Origin of the sequence: Nonomuraea sp. NPDC050540, from assembly GCF_044457485.1 — a bacterium.
GTDB lineage: Bacteria > Actinomycetota > Actinomycetes > Streptosporangiales > Streptosporangiaceae > Nonomuraea.
Genome location: NZ_JBITHA010000008.1, coordinates 133,250 through 154,505 on the forward strand (window position 1 = coordinate 133,250; position 21,256 = coordinate 154,505).

General features: G+C 71.1%; 16 protein-coding genes. 6 read left to right on the forward strand and 10 right to left on the reverse strand.

The window, feature by feature from the left end; genetic code table 11:
• Nucleotides 1-154: 154 nt before the first annotated feature.
• From ACIBI5_RS27500 to ACIBI5_RS27510, 3 genes are read right to left on the reverse strand one after another with little or no spacing between them, the layout of a single operon-like run.
• The gene (locus ACIBI5_RS27500) at nucleotides 155-742 is read right to left on the reverse strand and encodes a TIGR03086 family metal-binding protein (RefSeq protein ID WP_397251539.1); all 588 of its coding nucleotides are present in this window, start codon (nucleotides 740-742) and stop codon (nucleotides 155-157) included.
• Nucleotides 739-3,207, reverse strand: a complete 2,469-nt coding sequence (locus ACIBI5_RS27505; RefSeq protein ID WP_397251541.1) for a sigma-70 family RNA polymerase sigma factor — start codon at nucleotides 3,205-3,207, stop codon at nucleotides 739-741. The genes ACIBI5_RS27500 and ACIBI5_RS27505 overlap by 4 nt, the downstream gene beginning before the upstream one ends.
• Entirely contained in the window at nucleotides 3,204-3,521 is a 318-nt protein-coding gene (locus tag ACIBI5_RS27510; protein ID WP_379610633.1) for a YciI family protein, read from the reverse strand. Before ACIBI5_RS27510 ends, ACIBI5_RS27505 begins: the two co-directional genes overlap by 4 nt.
• Before the next feature lie 76 nt (nucleotides 3,522-3,597).
• On the opposite strand from ACIBI5_RS27510, the gene ACIBI5_RS27515 reads away from it, so the two are divergent.
• A complete protein-coding gene (locus ACIBI5_RS27515; protein WP_397251543.1) occupies nucleotides 3,598-4,245 on the forward strand; it encodes a DUF998 domain-containing protein in 648 nt (215 codons plus the stop codon).
• A gap of 439 nt (nucleotides 4,246-4,684) precedes the next feature.
• Here ACIBI5_RS27515 and ACIBI5_RS27520 read toward each other — a convergent pair whose 3' ends face one another.
• The 3 genes from ACIBI5_RS27520 to ACIBI5_RS27530 form a co-directional block, all read right to left on the reverse strand.
• Entirely contained in the window at nucleotides 4,685-6,436 is a 1,752-nt protein-coding gene (locus ACIBI5_RS27520; RefSeq protein WP_397251545.1) for an ABC transporter ATP-binding protein, read from the reverse strand.
• A gap of 67 nt (nucleotides 6,437-6,503) precedes the next feature.
• Entirely contained in the window at nucleotides 6,504-8,192 is a 1,689-nt protein-coding gene (locus ACIBI5_RS27525) for an ABC transporter ATP-binding protein (protein WP_397251547.1), read from the reverse strand.
• A 39-nt stretch (nucleotides 8,193-8,231) separates the two neighbouring features.
• Nucleotides 8,232-9,377 carry a nitrate/nitrite transporter gene (locus ACIBI5_RS27530; protein WP_397251548.1) on the reverse strand — a complete coding sequence of 382 codons (1,146 nt, stop codon included), beginning with the start codon at nucleotides 9,375-9,377 and terminating at the stop codon, nucleotides 8,232-8,234.
• A 45-nt stretch (nucleotides 9,378-9,422) separates the two neighbouring features.
• Between ACIBI5_RS27530 and ACIBI5_RS27535 the strand changes: the two genes are divergently transcribed.
• The 5 genes from ACIBI5_RS27535 (at nucleotide 9,423) to ACIBI5_RS27555 (ending at nucleotide 16,479) form a co-directional block, all read left to right on the forward strand.
• Nucleotides 9,423-12,950 carry a nitrate reductase subunit alpha gene (locus tag ACIBI5_RS27535; RefSeq protein ID WP_397251549.1) on the forward strand — a complete coding sequence of 1,176 codons (3,528 nt, stop codon included), beginning with the start codon at nucleotides 9,423-9,425 and terminating at the stop codon, nucleotides 12,948-12,950.
• Nucleotides 12,951-13,011: 61 nt separating this feature from the next.
• On the forward strand, nucleotides 13,012-14,622 hold the full coding sequence (gene narH, locus ACIBI5_RS27540; protein ID WP_397251550.1) for a nitrate reductase subunit beta: 1,611 nt from the start codon (nucleotides 13,012-13,014) through the stop codon (nucleotides 14,620-14,622).
• Nucleotides 14,619-15,173: a nitrate reductase molybdenum cofactor assembly chaperone gene (narJ, locus tag ACIBI5_RS27545; protein ID WP_397251552.1), complete on the forward strand. Its 555-nt coding sequence runs from the start codon at nucleotides 14,619-14,621 to the stop codon at nucleotides 15,171-15,173. Before narH ends, narJ begins: the two co-directional genes overlap by 4 nt.
• Nucleotides 15,170-15,850, forward strand: a complete 681-nt coding sequence (gene narI / locus ACIBI5_RS27550) for a respiratory nitrate reductase subunit gamma (RefSeq protein ID WP_397251553.1) — start codon at nucleotides 15,170-15,172, stop codon at nucleotides 15,848-15,850. The genes narJ and narI overlap by 4 nt, the downstream gene beginning before the upstream one ends.
• Nucleotides 15,847-16,479: a phosphotransferase gene (locus ACIBI5_RS27555; protein ID WP_397251554.1), complete on the forward strand. Its 633-nt coding sequence runs from the start codon at nucleotides 15,847-15,849 to the stop codon at nucleotides 16,477-16,479. Before narI ends, ACIBI5_RS27555 begins: the two co-directional genes overlap by 4 nt.
• On the opposite strand, the gene ACIBI5_RS27560 is transcribed toward ACIBI5_RS27555, so the two are convergent.
• The 4 genes from ACIBI5_RS27560 to ACIBI5_RS27575 form a co-directional block, all read right to left on the reverse strand.
• The gene (locus ACIBI5_RS27560) at nucleotides 16,469-17,593 is read right to left on the reverse strand and encodes an NAD(P)/FAD-dependent oxidoreductase (RefSeq protein ID WP_397251556.1); all 1,125 of its coding nucleotides are present in this window, start codon (nucleotides 17,591-17,593) and stop codon (nucleotides 16,469-16,471) included. The two genes, ACIBI5_RS27555 and ACIBI5_RS27560, sit on opposite strands and share 11 nt — an antisense overlap.
• A gap of 123 nt (nucleotides 17,594-17,716) precedes the next feature.
• On the reverse strand, nucleotides 17,717-18,454 hold the full coding sequence (locus tag ACIBI5_RS27565; protein WP_397099180.1) for a succinate dehydrogenase/fumarate reductase iron-sulfur subunit: 738 nt from the start codon (nucleotides 18,452-18,454) through the stop codon (nucleotides 17,717-17,719).
• Nucleotides 18,454-20,379: a fumarate reductase/succinate dehydrogenase flavoprotein subunit gene (locus ACIBI5_RS27570; RefSeq protein ID WP_397251558.1), complete on the reverse strand. Its 1,926-nt coding sequence runs from the start codon at nucleotides 20,377-20,379 to the stop codon at nucleotides 18,454-18,456. The genes ACIBI5_RS27565 and ACIBI5_RS27570 overlap by 1 nt, the downstream gene beginning before the upstream one ends.
• A complete protein-coding gene (locus ACIBI5_RS27575) occupies nucleotides 20,376-21,146 on the reverse strand; it encodes a succinate dehydrogenase cytochrome b subunit (protein WP_379610645.1) in 771 nt (256 codons plus the stop codon). Before ACIBI5_RS27575 ends, ACIBI5_RS27570 begins: the two co-directional genes overlap by 4 nt.
• Nucleotides 21,147-21,256: the final 110 nt, after the last annotated feature.

The window sequence follows — 21,256 nt, forward strand, 5'->3', positions numbered from 1 at the left end:
GCAGAGGGTTCCCCCTTCCCGCTCCACCGCGCAGTCCCGCCCCACGGCTCCTTGGCCGGTGGGGCGTGGGCTTCGGGCGGGTCTGGGGTTTCCGGGCTCTGGGCGTGGGGCCGGGCCATGGTTCCAGGCTGGACCTCGCCTGCGGCTGCTGAGGTCAGGGGGTGGGGGTCCAGGAGGGGTTGCGGCCGAGGTAGCGGAGGAGGGTGGCCACGGCGTCGTCGTTGGCCTCGGCGTCCAGGGCGGCGGCGTACATGCCGTAGGCTCGGGGGCCTTCGACGATCTGGTGGGCTACGGGGAGGAGGTCGCGGGCCAGGTCGGCGGAGAGCGGAGAGGGGCGGCCGGTGGCCATGGCGATGTCCCAGGCGTGCACCGCGGCGTCCAGGGCGCAGGCGCCCACAGCCACCGGGGCGGGGAGCTTGAAGGGCGGGAGCGGGACGGGGACGTCCACCGCGTTCTCGGCCACTTCCGACCAGGCCTGCTCGGCGGCTTCGAGGGCGGGCTCCAGGGTGTCCGCCACCGAGGCCGACAGGTTGCCGGAGGGGGCGAAGGGGTCCTCCTCGGGGCTGGGGCCGCCGGTCAGGGCGCTGGCGTAACCCAGCTGGTCGCCGGACGCGTGCTGGAGGACCTGGGTGACGTTCCAGTCCGAGCAGGGGGTGGGGAGCCGCCAGCCGTTGTCGGGGACGCCGGCGACGGCCTGGCGGAGGGCGGCGTGGGCCTGGGTGAGGATGTTCCACTCGGTCATGGGGGGTTCCTTTCGCTGTCGTTCGATGGCTCTACTGTATCAGAACGGAATGCTCTATTCCAGACTTTCAGCTGATGAAGTGTGAAGCCGCCGGAGGCCTGCTTGAAGAGGTACTCCGACCGCTCGTACGACAGACGGCCCCGGCCCGTCTCCGGGCACAGGTCGGCGGGCTTCGGCCTGCGGGCCGGCGCGGGTCTGCGGTCGGCCAGGAAGACCGGGCCTCTCGACCGGCCTGCCAGGAGGGCGGGCAGGAGTTCGGCGGTGCCGTACCCCCAGGTGATCCACGTCGGACCCACGCGAGCGCGGCGCGCTTCCAGGTCCAGGTCCTCGACGTTGAGTGACAGCACGGCCTTCGCGCCGGCGCCGGACTCGTGGATGAGGCGCCACAGGGTGCGCTCGCGGAGGGACGGGTGACGCCAGAGGGCCCGCAGACCGGGGCCGTCCATGGCTGGGCGCCGTTCGCGGCTCTCCGTTCTGCGCTCCAGGTCGGTGGAGAGGTCGGGGATGGCCGCCCATGCCGAGAATGAGCGTACGGCGGCGCGGTGCCGGTTCCAGGTTTTGGGCGCGGCCGTACCCCAGGCGAGGGCGAACACCCTGGCCACCTTCGCGGCGTCCACCGCACCCAGCGGCGTGCGAGGACCCAGGTCCAGCCGGAGCCGGCGCAACGTCTGCCCATAGGACCGCAACGTCTCGGCCCCCAGATCCGCCCGCGCCAGAAACCCCTCCACCACCTCCCCCAACGTCCTTCCCGCACCTCCAACCGGATCCGCGCCCATTGACGGCATCGCGGAGGAGGCGTGGGGCGCGGCGGTGCCGTCCGGGGTTGGCGGGGCTCCGGGCACGCTGATGCTGTCCGGCCGGGGCGGGATGTGGGGCGCGGCGGTGTTGGGCGCAGCGACACCGTGCGGCCTGGTCGTGCCGCCGGGCGCGGCCGTGGTCTTGGGCGCCGTCGCGGTCTGGGGCGTGGCCGTGGTCTGGGGCGTGGCCGTGGTCTGGGGCGTGGCCGTGGTCTGGGGCGTGGCCGTGGTCTGGGGCGTGGCCGTGGTCTGGGGCGTGGCCGTGGTCGCGGTCGCGGTCGCGGTCGCGGTCGCGGTCGCAGTCGCAGTCGCAGTCGCAGTCGCAGTCGCGGAGGCAGGGTGCGACCCGGGGGTGTCGGGCTGTGGGGTGTCGGGCGTGTGGGTGTCGGGCGTGTGGGTGTCGGGCGTGTGGGGGGTGGTGGCGCGTTTGAGGAGGAAGGTGCGTTCGGCGGCGTTGCGGGTCAGGGCGGCGGCGCGTTCGAACTGGGTGCCGGCCTCCTCGTACCGCCCCAACCGGGCCAGCAGGTCGCCGTGCACCACCGACAACGGGTGGTAGTCCTTCAGGGCCGGGTCCCTGGTCAGCTCGTCGATCAGGGCCAGCCCCGCCTCCGGCCCCTCGGCCATGCCCACCGCCACGGCCCGGTTGAGCTGGACGACCGGAGACGGCATCAGGCGGGCCAATGCCCCATACAGCGCGGCGATCTGGGGCCAGTTGGTCTCGGCGGCGCTTCCGGCCTGGGCGTGGGAGACGGCGATGGCGGCCTGCAGGACGTAGGGGCCCAGGGGGCCGCCGGACTGGCGGGCGCGCAGCATCGAGGCGAAGCCGCGGTTGATCAGGTCCCGGTCCCAGAGGCCGCGGTCCTGCTCGTGGAGCTGGACGGGTTCGCCGGACGGGCCGGTGCGGGCGGCCGAGCGCGACTGCTGGATCTCCATCAGCGCGACGAGACCGTGCACCTCGGCCTCGCCGGGGGCCAGCCCGGCCAGCAGGCGTCCCAGGCGGAGGGCTTCCAGGGCGAGGGCGGGGCGGGTGAGGTCGTCGCCGGCCGTGGCGGAGTAGCCCTCGTTGAAGATCAGGTAGAGGACCTCCAGGACGGAGGCCAGGCGGGTGGCGAGTTCGGGGCCGGGCGGGAGTTCGAAGGGGATCTGCTCGTCGGCCAGCGTGCGCTTGGCCTTGGCGATGCGCTGGGCGACGGTCTGCTCGGGAACGAGGAAGGCGCGCGCGATCTCCTGGGAGGTCAGGCCGCCGAGCAGGCGCAGGGTCAGCGCGGCCCGTTCCTCGGTGGGCAGGACCGGATGGCTCGAAATGAACATCAGGCGCAGAACATCATCATCCAGCCCTAACGTCCCGGACAGCTCCGCCTCGCGCCCGGCCCCCGCGTCCCGGCCGGCCTCCTGCTCCAACGTGCGGGCGATCTCGGCGTGTTTGCGCTCCTGCCGTTCGCCACGCCGCAGGTGGTCGACGGCGCGCCGCTTGGCGGCCGTCATGAGCCAAGCCCCAGGATTGTCAGGTACGCCCTGGTCCGGCCACTGCTCCAAGGCGGCGACCAGTGCGTCTTGGGCGAGTTCCTCGGCCAGGCCCACGTCCCGGACCATCCGCGTCAGGCCGGCGATGATCCGTGCGGACTCGGCCTTCCAGACGTCGCTGACCGCGGCAGCAGCGGCGGTCACCCGTAGATCAGCTGCATCCTGCCCTCACCATCCCCGATGATCGCGAAGAAGCGCCGGGAGAGCTCCAGCGCCTCCTCCCGGGAGCCGACCTCGATCAGCGCGAAGCCGCCCGCCATCTCCTTGGCCTCGGCGAACGGACCGTCCATGACGGTGATCTCACCGCCGACCGACTTGATCAGGGTGCCGCCCAGCTCCATGCCGCCGGTGGCGATCAGCGCGCCCGCCTCCGTCAACTCCTGGATGAACTTCCCCATCTCCATCTGAAGCGTCTCGTCAGCCCTCGGCTGGCCCACGGTCGTCAGCAAAAACCTCATGCCGCACACCCTAGCGTTCCCTGTCACATGCCCTGGGCGACGCGTAGGCAGAAGAGACACCGAAAGGACCAGAGACATGACCACCACCACCGTCACCAGCCCCGTCACCACCCGTACGCTGCTGGCCGCCGCCGCGCTCGCCGCGCCGGTCTGGGTGGTGGTCTCCCTGGCCCAGGCGTTCACCCGCGCGGGCTTCGACCTCACCCGCCACCCCCTCAGCCAGCTGGCCACCGGCGAACTCGGCTGGATCCAGATCGCCACCTTCGTCACGGTCGGCGTGCTGTTCATCGCCGGCGCGACCGGCCTGCGGCGCGCGCTGCACGGCCGGCCGGGTGGCGTCTGGACGCCCCGCCTGATCCGCGTCGTCGGCGTCGGGATGATCGCCGCCGGAGCCTTCACCATGGACGCCGGCGACGGCTTCCCGGTCGGCACCCCGGCGGGCCCTCCGGCCGGGATGAGCTGGCACGCGATCGCCCACATGGCGGCCGGATCGATCACCTTCCTCGCGCTGGCCGCCGCCGGTTTCGTCCTGGGCCGCCACTTCGCCCGCACCGGCGACCGCACCTCCGCGATCATCTCCCGGGTGGCCGGCGTGGCCGTCATCCTGGGCAACGGCTGGACGATGGGCGGCGGCCCCATGGGCTCGCTCACCCTGGCGATCGGGGTGTCCGTCGCGCTGGCCTGGGTCTCCACGGTCGCCTACCGCCTGCGCAACCGCACCTGACCCATCAGCGTGTACGGCACGGCGGTCCCGCCCCAACCCGAGCCCCGCTCCGGAAACCCGGAGCGGGGCTCACCCATCTCGGCCACCACCCGTTCGCGGGCCGACAAGCCATACCCGAAGAGCCCAACCCATCCAGAGTCAGGGCGACCAGGAGCCGGTGCGAAACCGGATGGCCGAGACCCAGACCCGGGGATCCAGAGGCCCGGGGTCGGGGGCCGGGGGTCGGGAGTCGGGGGTCGGGGGCCGGGGGCCGGGGGCCGAGGGCCGGGGGTGGGGCGGGTGGCCGGAGGCCCGGGAACCCGAGAAGTCAGGACCTGGGGGTGGAGGCCCGGGGCTCGGGGGTCGGGGCTGGGGCGGAGGGCGGGGGCTGGGGCGGAGGGCGGAGGGCGGGGGGTGGGGTCGAGGGCGGGGGGTGGGGGGGTGGGGTCGAGGGGGTGGGTTAGCGGGGGGCGGGGGTGCCGTGCCAGCTGGACCACAAGGCGGCGTAGGAGCCGCCCTGCGCCACCAGTTCGTCGTGGCTGCCCAGCTCACTGATCGTCCCGTCCTCCACCACCGCGACCCGGTCGGCGTCGTGGGCCGTGTACAGGCGGTGGGCGATGGCGATGACCGTCCGGCCCTCCAGGACGGCGGCCAGCGAGCGTTCCAGGTTCCTGGCCGCTCGCGGGTCGATGAGGGAGGTCGCCTCGTCGAGTACCAGTGTGTGCGGGTCGGCCAGCACGAGGCGGGCCAGCGCGAGCTGCTGGGCCTGGGCCGGGGATACTGCCAGGCCGCCCGAGCCGACTTCCGTGTCGAGGCCGTCGTCCAGGGCCAGCGCCCAGTCGAGGGCGTCGACGGCCGCCAGCGCCTGCCGTACCCGATCATCGGTGGCGTCGGGACGGGCGATGAGCAGGTTGTCGCGCAGCGTGCCCTTGAAGACGTGGTGTTCCTGGGTGACGAGCGCGACGTGGCCGCGCAGGTCGTCCAGGTGGAGGTCGACCAGGGGGACGTCGCCGACGGTCACGGCGCCGGTGCGCGGGCCGTGGATCCCGGCCAGCAACCTGCCGAGCGTGGACTTGCCGGCGCCGGACGGGCCGACCATGGCCAGGCGTTCGCCGGGCGCGACGGTCAGCGAGACGCCGTGCAGGACGTCCCGGCCGGCCCGGTAGGCGTAGCGGACGTCGTCGGCCTGGAGGTGTTCGCCTGAAGGCCGGGCGCCGGTGGCGGTGCGGTCGTCGGGGACGTTCGCCACGCCCAGCAGCCGGGACATGGCGGCGCCGCCGACCTGGAGCTCGTCGATCCACATGAGGAAGCGGTCGAGCGGGTCGATGAGCTGCTGCGCGTAGAGGGTGGCGGCGGTGACCTGGGCGAGCGTGACCCAGTCGTTGATGTAGAACAGGCCGCCGATCAGCAGGCTGATGACGACGGGCAGCACGTAGCCGAGTTCCACGGCGGGGAACCAGACCGTCCGCAGCCCGAGGGTGTAGCGCTCGGCGGCGTAGGAGGCGGTGATGTCGCGGTCGGTACGGTCGGCGCGCCGGCGCTGCAGGCCCAGGGCCTCCACGGCGCGGGCGCCTTCCACGGTCTCGGCCAGGCCTTCGGTCATGTCGGCGTAGGCCGCGTTCTCGCGCAGGTAGCCGTCGCGCGCCCGGCGCAGGTACCAGCGGGTGGCGATCCACAGGATGGGTGCGGCGATCAGCATCGGCAGCGTGAGCAGCGGGCTGACCAGCAGCAGCGCGCCGATGGTGATGGTGAAGGTCACGACCGCGATCAGTGTCTCCGGTACGGCGTGCCGCACCGTCCTGGACAACGAGTCGACGTCCCGCGACGTACGGGTGATCAGGTCGCCGGAGCCCGCCCGCTCGACGGTGGAGAGCGGCAGCCCGAGCACCCGGTCGACGAACTCCTCGCGCAGTTCGGCCAGCACCCGCTCGCCCAGCCGGGAGGAGGCGAGCACGGCGAAGCGCACCAGCAACGCCTGCATGAGCAGGAAGCCGCCGATGGCCAGGCCGACGAGCCACACGTTGACCCGGGCGCCGTCCTGTACGTCCTGGACCAGGCTGCCGAGCTGCCACGGCACGGCCAGGCCCGACACGGCGGCCAGTCCGTGCAGCGCGAGCGCGACGGAGAGCTGGCGCGGATATTTGAGCGTCAGCCGGCGGGCATAGGCGCGGACCTGCTTCTGGTCGGCGACCGGCAGGATCTCTCTGCTCATTCGTCGCTCACTACGCGGAGAGCCTCATATCTCGGCCCTCCGCTCCGTTCACGCTCCGCGGCCATGTTCAGTCCTCTCCTCTCGTGACGGTCGCCGAGTAGGCGCTGGACGTGGCGAGCAGCTCGCGGTGCGGGCCTTCGGCGTGGACGCGCCCGTCCTCCAGGTAGACGACGTGCTCGGTGCGGTCGAGCACGAGCGGGCTGGTGGTGCAGATCAGCGTGGTCTTTCCGGCGCGCGCCTTGGCGAGCCGCTCGGCGATGCGGGCCTCGCTGTGGGCGTCGACGGCGCTGGTGGGCTCGACGAGGATGAGCACCTCGGGGTCGGCCACCAGGGCGCGGGCCAGGCGCAGCCGCTGCTGCTGGCCGCCGGAGAACTCGCGGCCGCTCTCGGCGACCACGGTGTCGAGGCCTTCGGGCAGCGCGTCCACGATGTCCTCGGCGCAGGCGGCCCGCAGCGCGTGGCGTACCTCGTCGATGGAGGCGTTGCCGCGCACGTCGAGTTCGTCGCGCAGGCGGCCGGAGAACAGGCGGGCGGCGTTGTCGGCGACCAGGATGCGCTCGCGGACCTCGGGGATCGGCAGCTCGGCCAGGTCGACGCCGCCGAAGGTGACGTCGCCGTGGGCGTAGCGGCCGAGACGGTCGGCGACCTCGATGGCCTGCTCGGGCGTGGGGGCGGCCAGCGCGGTCATGGTGCCGGGCTGGAGCGTGACACCGCTGTAGGAGTCGCGCAGGACGCCGCCTTCCGAGGCGCCGGTGCCGCCGTCGACCTCGGGTTCCATCGACAGGATCCGGACCACGCGGCGCGCGGCCACGTGGCCCTTGGTCAGCTTGTCCGCGGCCTCGGTGAGGGTGCGCATGGGGCCGATGAGGAAAACGGCGTAGCCGTAGAAGGCGACGAGCTGTCCGGCGGTGATCTGGCCGCCGAGCGCGAAGGAGGCGCCGATGCCGGTGACGACGGCGATGAGCACGCCGGGCAGCAGGATCTGGGCGCCTTCGAGCAGCGATTCGATGCCGGCCACGCGGACGCCGGCGTGGCGTACGCGCTGCGACTCCTCCTGGTAGCGCCCGGAGAAGACCTGCTCGCCGCCGATGCCGCGCAGGACGCGCAGGCCGGAGACGATGTCGGCCGAGCGCGTGGACAGCTCGCCCTGCAGGTCGCGGTGGGCCTTCTGGCGTTTGTGCAGCGGCTTGAGCAGCGGGCCGACGGCGACGGCCATGAGCGGCACGCCGAAGAGCACGAGCAGGCCGAGCGGCAGGGAGGTGGAGATGAGGTAGATCGTGACGGTGACGATCGCCACGACCGACCCGGTCCCGCGCAGCAGGATGTCCATCGAGCTGCCGATGTGCGCGATGTCGGAGTTGCCGACGCTGATGACCTCGCCGGTCGACAGCCGCTTGGGCAGCGTGGCGCCGAGGCGGGTGGCGTGGCGGGTGGTGAGCTGGACGGTGCGGTACGCGGCGGCCAGCCAGTTGTAGACGGCGAAGCGGTGGCGCATGATGCCGGCGAAGGCCTGCAGCAGGCCCAGCCCGAGCATCACCGCCGACCAGATCAGCAGCGCGCGGGTGTCCTTGGCGGTGACGGCGTCGACGCCCTTGCCGAGCACCGCGGGGACGAGCGCCTGTCCCATCCACCAGAGGGTGGCGAATCCGATGCCGATCGCGAGCGCGGTCTTCTGCCGCAGCGCGTTCCACAGCAGGTAGCGGAAGGGCGTGCGGATGTCAGGGGTGCCGGGATCGGCTTCAGGCAGGGAGCGCATAGCCTGACTAGGCTGTCAAAGCCACCCTGACCAGGCAAATCATTTTCTGAACCCCCGTAGGGTGTAAAGCAGCGCCATCAGGGCGGTCAGCGCGAGGAGCAGATAGCCGATCGTGTACGCGCCGGTCGCGGTGTAGACAACGCCCATGACCAGCGGCGGGAAGTATCCGCCGAGCCCTCCGGCGGCGCCCACGAGGCCGGTGACGGTGCCGACCCGCGAGGCCTCGACGAGCTTGGCGACGAGCGCGAAGACGCCGCCGGCGCCGAGGCCGAGAAAGAAGGCCATGAGCACGAAGCTGACCCCGGCGGGGATCTCCAGCGGCGGCTTGAAGGCGAGGACGACGGCCATGGCGACGGCGCCGGCGAAGGAGATCGTCAGCACCCGGATCGGACCGATCCGGTCGGAGGAGATGCCGCCGAGCGGGCGGGCGATCACGGCGGCGATGGAGAACCCGGCGGTACGCAGGCCCGCCTCGGTCTGGGCGAACTCGTAGACGTTCTGCAGCAGGGTGGGGAGGTAGGTGGAGAACGCGACGAAACCGCCGAACGCGACCGCGTACAGGAAGGCGCACTGCCAGGTGGCCTTGATCTTCATCGCTTCTTTCATGCGGGGCAGCGCGGGATCGGTGCTGGGCTGCCAGGCGGGCGAGTTGCGGCTGGCCAGCAGCATGATGACGCCCATGACGGCGAGCGCCGCGCCCATGATCAGATGTGTCGTGGAACGGCCCAGCGATTCGACCAGCCGTGGCGTGAAAAATGCGGACAAGGCGGTGCCGCCCATCCCAGCCCCGAACACGCCGGTGGCGAACCCGCGCCGCGCCGGCTCGTACCAGGAGTTGACGAACGGGATGCCGATCGCGAACGAGGTGCCCGGGATGCCCAGCAGAAACCCCCACAACAGCAGCGACGCGTAGGAGTTCGACCAGCCCACGAACACGACCGGCACGATCGAGACGAAGCAGATGATCGCGAACATCAGCCGCCCGCCGAACTTGTCGGCCAGCATCCCGACCGGGATCCGCCCCAGCGACCCGACCAGCACGGGGATCGCGACCAGCATCGAGGTCTTGGTCGGCGACAGGTGCAGCGCCTTGCTGTAGCTGCCGGACAGCGGGCCGATGAGGTTCCACGCCCAGAAGGTGATGGCGAAGGCCGCCGTCGCCAACACGAGATTGCGCACACGCATGCACCCTGTGTAACAGATCGCTACAGAGTGTGATGGAGTGGGGGTATGAGTGAGGCGGAGGACATCCTCCTGAAGACCGGCCGGTTCTTCCGCAGATCGGTCACGGGCCAGGACCTGCGGACCGTCTACCTGGCCGGTGGCCGGGAGGGCGACGCCTTCTACCGCGACCGGTGGAGCCACGACAAGGTGGTCCGCTCGACGCACGGCGTGAACTGCACGGGCTCGTGCTCGTGGAAGGTCTACGTCAAGGACGGCATCATCACCTGGGAGACCCAGCAGACCGACTACCCGAGCGTCGGCCCCGACCGCCCCGAGTACGAGCCGCGCGGCTGCCCGCGCGGCGCCGCCTTCTCCTGGTACACCTACTCGCCGACGCGGATCCGCTACCCCTACGCGCGGGGCGTCCTGGTCAGGATGTACGGCGAAGCCCGGGGCAGCGGCCTCGACCCGGTAGCCGCCTGGGCCGAAATCACGACAAATCCGGAAAAGCGGGAGACCTACCAACGCGCCCGCGGCCAAGGCGGCCTCGTCAGGATCACCTGGAACCTCGCCACCGAGATGATCGCCGCCGCCCACGTCCACACCATCGAGACCTACGGCCCCGACCGCGTGGCCGGCTTCTCCCCCATCCCCGCCATGTCCATGGTCAGTCACGCGATCGGCGCCCGCTTCGTCTCGCTGATCGGCGGGACCATGCTCAGCTTCTACGACTGGTACGCCGACCTGCCGGTCGCCTCCCCCCAGGTCTTCGGCGACCAGACCGACGTGCCCGAGTCGGCCGACTGGTGGGACGCCGCGTACCTGATGCTGTGGGGCGCCAACGTCCCGGTCACCCGCACGCCCGACGCCCACTGGATGGCCGAGGCCCGCTACCGGGGCCAGAAGGTGGTGGTGGTCGCCCCCGACTACAACGACGCGGCCAAGTTCGCCGACGAGTTCCTGGCGGTGAACCCGGGCACGGACGGCGCTCTGGCCATGGCGATGGGCCACGTGCTGCTGAGGGAATGCTTCGTCGAACGGCAGGTGCCGTACTTCACCGAGTACGTCAGCCGGTTCACCGACCTGCCCTTCCTCGTCACGCTGACCGAACGCGACGGCCGCCACGTGCCGGACAAGTTTCTGACCGCCGCCGACCTGGGGTCGCAGGAGGAGTCGGCGGAGTGGAAGACCGTCTTCCTGGGCGCGGACGGCGAGCCGGTCGTGCCCAACGGCTCGGTCGGCTTCCGGTGGGGCGAGCGGGGAAAGGGCCGCTGGAACCTCAAGCTCGACACCGAGCCCCTGCTCACGCTGTACGGCGCGGAGCCGGTCGAGATTGCGCTGCCTCGGTTCGACGGCGGCGGCCCGCTGACCCGCGGCGTCCCGGCCAGGCGGATCGGCGGGCACCTGGTCACGACCGTCTTCGACCTCATGCTGGCCCAGTACGGCGTGCACCGGCGCGGGCTGCCGGGCCGCTGGCCCCACGGGTACGGCGACGCGTCGGAGCCGTACACACCGGCCTGGCAGGAGCCGATCACGAAGGTCCCGGCGGCGCGCGCGATCAAGATCGTGAGGGAGTTCGCCACGACGGCCGAGCAGACCCGCGGCCGCTGCATGATCATCCTGGGCGCGGGGACCACGCAGTGGTTCCACGGCGACACGATCTACCGGGCCTTCCTGGCGCTTCTGATGCTGACCGGCTGCCAGGGACGCAACGGCGGCGGCTGGGCGCACTACGTGGGCCAGGAGAAATGCCGCCCGCAGACCGGATGGGCGCAGCTGGCCGGCGGCCTCGACTGGTCGCGCCCGCCCCGGCAGACACCGGGCACGCCGTTCTGGTACCTGCACACCGACCAGTGGCGCTACGACCGCTTCGACGCCGGCGACCTGAGCTCCCCGATCGGCCCCGGGGCCTTCCGCGGCAGGCACACCGCCGACCTGGTGGCCGAGGCGGTCAGGAACGGCTGGATGCCGATGGCGCCCGTCTTCGACCGCAACCCGCTGGAGCTGGGCGACGCGGCGGACCCGGTCGCGAACGCCCAGGAGGAGCTCGCCAACGGCACCCTGCGTTACGCCGCCGAGGACCCGGACGACCCGCGGAACTGGCCGCGGGTGCTGACGCTCTGGCGCTCCAACCTGCTGGGGTCGAGCGCCAAGGGCAACGAGTACTTCCTGCACCATCTGCTCGGCGCGCGCTCGAACCTGCCGCGGCCCGACGAGCAGGCGCCGCGGGGCAAGCTGGACCTGCTGCTGACACTGGACTTCAGGATGACGTCCTCGACGTTGTTCTCCGACATCGTGCTGCCCGCGGCGACGTGGTACGAGAAGCACGACCTGTCCTCGACGGACATGCACCCGTTCGTGCATGCGTTCAACCCCGCCATCACGCCGCCGTGGGAGACCAAGAGCGACTTCCACGCCTTCCACGCGATCGCCAGGGCCTTCAGCGCCATGGCCAAGGATCGGCTCGGGGTCAGGAAGGACGTCGTGGCGCTGCCGTACCAGCACGACACGCCCGGCGAGATCGCCCAGCCGGGCGGGCGCGCGCCCGCCCGCGTCACGCCCGACCTGGTGGTGGTCGAGCGCGACTACGGCGCGGTCGCCGAGAAGATGGCGGCGCTCGGCCCGCTGGCCGAGGGCAAGGGGCTGCCGGTGAAGGGCGTGGTGTTCATGCCCGACGAGGAGGTGGTCTGGCTCGGCGAGCGGTGCGGGCTGGTGCCGCGCGGGGTCGCCAAGGGACGGCCGATGCTCGACACCGAAGCCAAGGCGTGCGAGGCGATCCTGGCGCTGTCGGGGGTCAGCAACGGGCGGCTGGCCGCCCAGGGCTTCGGGCAACTGGGCGAGCGGACCGGCACCGACTTCGGCGAGCTCGTCCACCACGACCACCGCATCGTCTTCGCCGACACCCAGGCCAGGCCCACGCACGTGGCCTCCAGCCCGGAATGGTCGGGCAAGGAGTCGCACGACCGCCGCTACTCCCCCTTCACCATCAACGTCGAGCACCACAAGCCGTGGCACACGCTGACCGGCCGGATGCACTTCTTCCTCGACCACGACTGGATGCACGAGTACGGCGAGGCCCTGCCGGTCTACCGGCCGCCGCTGGACATGACCGCCCTGTTCGGCGAGGGAAGCGCGGACATGCTGGTGGTGCGCTATCTGACACCGCACTCGAAGTGGTCCATCCACTCCGAGTACCAGGACAACCTGCTCATGCTGTCGCTCTCGCGCGGCGGCCCGGTGATCTGGATGTCGGTCCAGGACGCCGCGAGGATCGGCGCCGCCGACAACGACTGGATCGAGGCCACCAACCGCAACGGCGTGGTCGTGGCCAGGGCCATCGTCTCCCACCGGATGCCGGAGGGCACGGTCTACATGCACCACGCCCAGGACCGGGTGATCGACGTGCCGAAGTCGGAGGCGACCGGACGGCGCGGCGGCATCCACAACGCGCTCACCCGCGTGCTGATCAAACCCACCCACATGATCGGCGGGTACGCCCAGCTGTCGTACGCCTTCAACTACCTCGGCCCGACCGGCAACCAGCGCGACGAGATCACGGTGATCAGGAAGCGCTCGCAGGAGGTGACGTACTGATGGAGCGAACCCTGACGCACCGAACGGCGTGGAGGGCCGAGGTACGAGAGGTGAGCTACCAATGAGCCCGCGGATCATGGCACAGCTCGCGATGGTGATGAACCTCGACAAGTGCATCGGCTGCCACACCTGCTCGGTCACCTGCAAGCAGACGTGGACCAACCGGGCGGGGGTCGAGTACGCCTGGTTCAACAACGTCGAGACCCGCCCCGGCCAGGGATACCCGCGCGGCCACGAGGACCAGGACCGGTGGCGCGGCGGATGGCAGGTCGACGCCAAGGGGCGGCTGCGGCTGCGGGCGGGCGGGCGGGTACGCAAGCTCCTCGGCATCTTCGCCAACCCGCTCATGCCCAACATCGAGGACTACTACGAGCCCTGGACCTACGACTACGAGAACCTCACCCGCGCCCCGCTCGGCGACGACATCCCGGTCGCGCCGCCGCGCTCGCTGATCAGCGGCGAGCCCATGGCGATCCGCTGGAGCGCCAACTGGGACGACAACCTCGGCGGCGACCCGTCGGCCGACCCGATCCTGCGCAAGGTCGGCGACCAGGTGAAACTGGAGTTCGAGCAGGCGTTCATGTTCTACCTGCCGCGCATCTGCGAGCACTGCCTGAACCCGTCCTGCGTCGCCTCCTGTCCCTCCGGCGCCCTGTACAAGCGCGAGGAGGACGGCATCGTCCTGGTGGACCAGGACCGCTGCAGGGGCTGGCGGATGTGCGTGACCGGCTGCCCGTACAAGAAGATCTACTTCAACCACCGCACCGGCAAGGCCGAGAAGTGCACGTTCTGCTACCCGAGGGTGGAGGTCGGGCTGCCGACCGTGTGCTCGGAGACGTGCGTCGGGCGCCTGCGCTACCTGGGCGTCATGCTCTACGACGCCGACCGGGTGGGCGAGGTGGCGAGCATCGCCGACGACAAGGAGCTGTACGAGGCGCAGCTGTCGCTCTTCGTCGACCCGGACGACCCGGCCGTGGCCGCCTCCGGGCTCCCCGACGACTGGATCGAGGCGGCCCGCCGCTCGCCCGTGTACGACCTGATCATGCGTTACCGGATCGCGTTGCCGCTGCACCCGGAGTACCGCACGCTGCCGATGGTCTGGTACGTGCCGCCGCTGTCGCCCGTCGTGGACGCGCTGGCCGGCTCGGGGTACGACGGCGAGGACGCCGACAACCTGTTCGCCGCAGTCGAGGCGCTGCGCATCCCGGTGGAGTACCTGGCCGAGCTGTTCACGGCCGGCGACCCGGTGCCCGTGACGGCGGCGCTGCGGCGGCTGGCGGCCATGCGCTCGTACATGCGCGCCGTCAACCTGGGCGAGGAGCCCGAGCTGCCGCACTCGGGGCTGTCGGCCGAGGACATCCACGACATGTACCGGCTGCTGGCCCTGGCCCGCTACGACGAGCGCTACGTCATCCCGTCCGCCTACTCCAAGACGCCCGGGGCCGTGGAGGAGATCGGCTGCAGCCTCGACTACGACGGCGGGCCGGGGATGGCGGGGCCGTTCGGGGAGGGCTCGGGCCGCCCGGTGCCGGTGTCGATCGAGAGCTTCCACGGGCTGAAGCAGCGCCAGACAGGCGAGGAGACCACCCGCGAGCGGGTCAACCTCCTCAACTGGGACGGCAGGGGCAAACCCGCCGGCCTGTTCCCGCCGAAGAAGGGCGAGGCATCATGAACAAGGCTGTGACCTGGCAGGCCGCCGCACACCTGCTGGCCTACCCCGACGAGCGGTTCTGGGGACGGCTGCCGCTGATCGAGCGGGCCGCCGCGCCGTGCTTCCCCGGGTTCGCCGACGCCATCCACGCCATGGGGCCGGGCGAGCTGGCCGCCCACTACGTCGAGATGTTCGACATGAAGCGGCGCTGCTGCCTCTACCTCACCTACTACGCCGACGGCGACACGCGGCGGCGCGGCGAGTCGCTGGCCGCGCTCAAGGGCCGCTACCGGGCCGCCGGGTGGGAGCTGATGGACGACGAACTGCCGGACTTTCTCCCGGTGATGCTGGAGTTCGCCGCCCTGGACGCCGCGGGCGCCGCGCTGCTGGCCGAGCACCGGGTGGGGATCGAGCTGCTGCGCTCGGCGCTGGACGGGTACGGCTCGCCGTACACGATCGTGCTGGACGGCGTGCGCCGCGCCCTGCCCGAGCCGACCGCGGAGCAGCGGGCGGCGGCGGCCCGGCTGGCCCAGGACGGCCCGCCCGCCGAGTCCGTGGGGGTGTACCGGTGAACTACGGCGAGACGTTCTTCTGGGTGATCGCGCCCTACGTGACGCTGGTGGTGCTGATCGGCGGGCTGCTCTGGCGCTACCGCTACGACAAGTTCGGCTGGACGACCCGCTCGTCGCAGCTCTACGAGTCGCGGCTCCTTCGGATCGCCTCGCCGCTGTTCCACTACGGGCTGGTGTTCGTGATCGCCGGGCACGTGATCGGCCTGTTCATCCCGGCCACGTGGACGGAGGCGATCGGCCTGTCCGACCACGCCTACCACCTGCTGGCCCGCGTCTTCGGCGGCCTCGCCGGGCTGGCCGTGCTCGCCGGGCTGGCCCTGCTCATCTACCGCAGACGGCGCAACGGCCCGGTCTTCCGCGCCACGACCGTCAACGACAAGGTCATGTACGTGGCGCTCGCGCTGGCCGTCGTCGCCGGGCTGGTGGCCACGCTGACCGGGGCGGAGTACCGCGACTCGGTCTCGCCGTGGTTCCGCAGCGTCTTCGTGTTCCGGCCGGACGCCGAGGCGATGACCGAGGCGACCGTGTTCTTCAAACTGCACGTCATCGCCGGGATGGTGATGATCGGGCTGTTCCCGTTCACCCGGCTCGTGCACGCGCTGTCGGCACCCGTCGGGTACTTGTTCCGCCCATACATCGTCTACCGCAGCCGACTGCGCCAGAATCAATCCCTGTGAGGCATGGCTACACCAACAGCACCTTCGGCGACGGCGCTCTGGTCGTGAAGTGTTACCTGGGTCCGGGCGCCGCGGAACGGCTGGAAACCGAGCGGAAGATGTTGCGGCGCCTGCGCGGACGGGTGCCCGTGCCCGCCGTTCAGGCGGTCAGCGACACCAGCCTGACCACAAGGTTCGTCGCGGGCGTCCACGGTCAGGATCTCCTCGACGAGGGTCTGGCCAAGGAGGTCATGACCGCCTGCGGGCGGACGCTGGCCGCCATCCACGCCATGCCCGCCGCCCGGGGCCGCGTCCTGGTCCACGGCGACTACGGCCCCAACAACCTGATCATCGATCCGATGACGCACGAGACCGCGGCGGTGCTCGACTGGGAGTGGGCCCACCGCGGCGAACCGGTCGAGGACCTGGCGTGGTGCGAGTGGATCGTCAGGACCCACCATCCCGAGCACGAGCAGGCGCTGCCGTACTTCTTCGAGTCCTATGGCGGGCCGGTGCCCGAGTGGCCGGAGCGGCACGCGGCGATGCTGGAGCGCTGCCGGGCGCTGCTGGCCTTCGCGGCCGGTTGGGGGCCGGAGGGCGAGGAGCTCTGGCGGGAGCGGGTCGCGGCGACGGCCGCCTTCACCGGCTGAGCGCGGAGATCTTCTCGCGGGCCAGGCGCACGCCCCTGGCGTGCTTCCAGCCGATGGCCGCGGTCACCTCGTCGCCGTTCTCCGCCAGGGCGACCCAGCGGCCGTCGCCGGGTTCGCCCTCGATCCACCGGATCCGGTCGTCGTGGCCGATCCGGCCGTGGATCTGGAGCTTCACGTCGTACTGGTCGGTCCAGAAGTAGGGGATCGAGGAGAACGGACGTTCGTCGCCGAGGATGTTGCCCGCGACGGCCACGGCCTGTTCCGTGGCGGTCGTCCGGCTCTCCACGCGGCCCGCCGGAAAGCGGGCCACGTCACCGACCGCGTAGACCCCGGGAGCCGCCTCGCCGTAGGCGTCGCAGGTGACGCCGTCGCTCAGGCCGAGGCCGCTGCCGATGAGCCAGCCGGTGGCCGGCACCGCGCCGACGGTGACGATCACCTGGTCGGCGGGCACCTTCTCGCCTCCGGTCAGTTCGAGGCCGTCGACGCGCCCGGCCGTACCGGTGAAGGCGTGGACCTCGGTGCTGACCCGCACGTCCACGCCGTGCCGGCGGTGTGTGCGCGCGACGAGCGCGCCGAGCCTGGCGCCCAGGTGGCGGGCCATGGGGACCGGCGCGGGGTCGATCAGCGTCACCTCCAGGCCGAGCGTGCGCGCGGAGGCGGCGAGCTCACAGCCGAGCACGCCCGCGCCGACCACCGCGATCCGCACGCCGTCCTTCAGCTCCGTGCGCAGCGCGAGCGCGTCGTCGAGGGTGCGCAGCGTGTGCAGCCCGTCCAGCACGGGCTGGCCGGGCAGCCGCCGCGGCGTCAGCCCGGTCGCGATCACCAGCCTGTCGTACGCCAGTCGCCGCCCGTCGTCCAGCCCCACCACCCGTTCACCCCGATCCAGGTGTACGGCCCGCCGCCCCAGCACCCACTTCACGCCCAGCCGGTCGAGCGCGTCCTGGCCGAGCAGCCGGGTGCGCTCGGCGGGCCAGGACTCGGTGAGGACCTGTTTGGACAGCGGCGGACGGTCGTAGGGCGGATGGCGCTCCTCCCCCACGAGCGTGATCGCGCCGTCGAACCCCCTGCGACGCAGCACCTCCGCCACGGTCAGCCCGCCGATCGAAGCGCCCACGATGACCACGTTCAATGCCGCCCCCAGTCAAGTGAACATTGTAATCGCCAAGTGTACACCGTGCACACGGGGGTATGGGAAAGGCCGCACCCCCCCTCCGGCGTGCGGCCTTCTCCCGGACTGCTATCTGCTGGCCTTCAGGTACTCGGTGTTCATCTGGGCGATGGTGTCCAGCGGGATCCCCTTCGGGCAGACCGCCGTGCACTCGCCGGTGTTGGTGCAGCCGCCGAAGCCCTCGGCGTCCATCTGGTCCACCATCGCCTTGGCGCGGCTGAGGCGCTCCGGCTGGCCCTGCGGGAGCAGCGACAGGTGAGTGATCTTCGCCGCGGTGAACAGCGACGCCGAGCCGTTCGGGCAGGCCGCCACGCAGGCGCCGCAGCCGATGCAGGTGGCCGCGTCGAAGGCGTCGTCGGCGTCCTCCTTGCGGACCGGGACCGCGTGCGCGTCCGGCGCGGAGCCGGCCGGGACCGAGACGAACCCGCCCGCCTGGATGATGCGGTCGAAGGCGCTCCGATCCACGACCAGGTCCTTGATGACCGGGAAGGGAGCGGCCCGCCACGGCTCGATGGTGATCTCGGCGCCGTCCTCGAAGTGGCGCATGTGGAGCTGGCACGTCGTCGTGGCGCGCTGCTCACCGTGGGCCACGCCGTTGATGACCATGCCGCACATGCCGCAGATGCCCTCGCGGCAGTCGTGGTCGAAGGCGATCGGGTCGTCGCCCTCCAGGATCAGCTTTTCGTTGACGACGTCGAGCATCTCCAGGAAGGACATGTCCGGGGAGACGTCCTTGGCCAGGTAGGTGACCATGCGCCCGGCGTCGCCGGGGCCGCTCTGCCGCCACACCTTGAGAGTGAGATCCATTACTTGTAGCTCCGCTGGCTCATCTTGACGTAGTCGTACTCGAGCGCTTCCTTGTGCAGCACCGGGCCGTCGGGAGTGCGCTCCCACGCCGAGACGTGCGCGAAGTGCTCGTCGTCGCGCAACGCCTCGCCGTCGGCGTCCTGCGACTCGGCGCGGAAGTGGCCGCCGCAGGACTCGGTGCGCACCAGCGCGTCCAGGCACATCAGCTCGGCCAGGTCGAAGAAGTCGGCCACCCGGCCGGCCTTCTCCAGCACCTGGTTGAGCTCCTCTGGCGTGCCGCTGACCTTGACGTTGCGCCAGAACTCCTCGCGCAGGGCCGGGATCAGGTCCAGGGCCTTGCGCAGCGACTCCTCGGTGCGCTCCATGCCGCAGTAGTCCCACATGATCTTGCCGAGCTCGCGGTGGAAGGAGTCCGGGGTGCGGGTGCCGTTGACGGCCATCAGGCGGTCGATCTTGGTGCGTACCTTGATCTCGGCCTCGGCCACGGCTTCCTCGTCGATCTCGCCGTACGGGCCGTTGGCCAGGTAGTCGCCCAGCGTGGTCGGCAGCACGAAGTAGCCGTCGGCCAGGCCCTGCATCAGCGCCGAGGCGCCCAGGCGGTTGGCGCCGTGGTCGGAGAAGTTGGCCTCGCCGATCACGAACAGGCCCGGGACCGTGGACTGCAGGTCGTAGTCCACCCACAGGCCGCCCATCGTGTAGTGCACGGCGGGGTAGATGCGCATCGGCTGGGTGTAGGGGTCCTCGCCGGTGATGCGCTCGTACATCTCGAAGAGGTTGCCGTACTTCTTCTCGACGGCGTCGCGGCCGAGGCGGGCGATCGCGTCGCGGAAGTCGAGGTAGACGCCCAGGCCGCCGGGGCCGACGCCGCGGCCCTCGTCGCAGACGTTCTTGGCCGCGCGCGAGGCGATGTCACGCGGGACCAGGTTGCCGAAGGCCGGGTAGATGCGCTCCAGGTAGTAGTCGCGCTCCTCGTCCGGGATGTCGCCGGGGGCGCGCTGGTCGCCGGCGGCCACGGGCACCCACACCCGGCCGTCGTTGCGCAGGGACTCCGACATCAGCGTCAGCTTCGACTGGTACTCGCCGGAGACCGGGATGCAGGTCGGGTGGATCTGCGTGTAGCACGGGTTGGCGAAGTACGCGCCGCGCTCGTGTGCCCGCCAGATGGCCGTGGTGTTGCAGCCCTTGGCGTTCGTGGACAGGAAGAAGACGTTGCCGTAGCCGCCGGTGGCCAGCACGACCGCGTCGGCCGTGTGCCGCTCGATCTCGCCGGTGACCATGTCACGCACGATGATGCCGCGCGCGCGGCCGTCGGAGACGATCAGCTCCAGCATCTCGTGCCGGGTGAACATCTCGACGGTGCCGGCCTTCACCTGCCGCTCCAGCGCCTGGTAGGCGCCCAGCAGGAGTTGCTGGCCCGTCTGGCCGCGGGCGTAGAAGGTGCGCGAGACCTGCGCGCCGCCGAAGGAGCGGGTGTCGAGCAGGCCGCCGTACTCGCGGGCGAACGGCACGCCCTGGGCCACGGCCTGGTCGATGATGTTGACCGAGACCTCGGCCAGGCGGTAGACGTTCGACTCCCGGGCGCGGAAGTCGCCGCCCTTGACGGTGTCGTAGAAGAGCCGGTAGATCGAGTCGCCGTCGCCGCGGTAGTTCTTCGCGGCGTTGATGCCGCCCTGGGCGGCGATCGAGTGCGCCCGCCGGGGCGAGTCCTGGTAGCAGAACGACTTGACGTTGTAGCCCAGTTCGCCGAGGGTCGCGGCGGCCGAGCCGCCGGCCAGGCCGGTGCCGACCACGATGACGTTGAGCTTGCGCTTGTTGGCGGGGTTGACGAGCTTGGCGGCGAACTTCCGCTTGGCCCACCGCTCCTCGATGGGGCCTTCCGGGGCCTTGGCGTCCCGGAGGGCTTCGCCCTCGGTGTATTCGATCACTTGACTACTCCGAACATGATGGCCAGCGGCGGCGCGAGGAACCCGAGCACGAGCACGGCCGAGACCGCGAGCGCGCCCAGCTTCACCACCCGGCGGCGCTCTCCCTTGACCCAGCCGAGTGTCTGGAAGGCCGACCAGATGCCGTGGCGCAGATGCAGGCCGACCAGGAGGATGGCGATCACGTAGATGGCCGTGACCCACCAGCGGCCGGGCTGGAAGCCCTCGATCATGCGGTCGGCGGGCGCGGAGTTGACCCCGGCGGGGTTGACCACGCCGAAGGTCAGGTCGAGCAGGTGCCAGACGATGTAGAGCGCGATGGTGACGCCGCCCCAGCGCATGATGTGCGTGGCGTACCCGGTGGCCTGCGACTTCTTGGCCACGTACTTCACCGGCCTGGCCTTGCGCGCGCGGCGGGTCAGCGTGATGGCCGCCCACAGGTGCAGGACCACGGCCACGAAGAGGGTGATCTCCAGCAGGGTCACGACTCCGCGGTACGGCAGGAACGGCTGCAGCAGCGTCCGCAGCCAGTGCGCGTACTCGTTGAACGAGTCCCGGCCGTAGAAGATCTTCAGGTTGCCCAGCATGTGCAGGGCGAGGAAGCCCACCATCACGGCGCCCGTGACGGCCATGATGACTTTCCTGCCGTTCGACGAGCTCAGGAACCCGCGGGACTTCTTGGGCGTTGGCGGAGCAGGGGTCTTCCCCGCTTCCGTCTTGGGGGGACTCACGGGTGCCGTCGCGGCCCCGCGCTCAATCGTGGCAGTCACATCTTGGAACGCTAGGTATCCAGGGATGATCCGTCCAAGTCATCATGGATCTGGTTTCCATAGCCAAGAGCTATGACCCTTGGTTTCGTACGGCTACCGCAAAATCCACA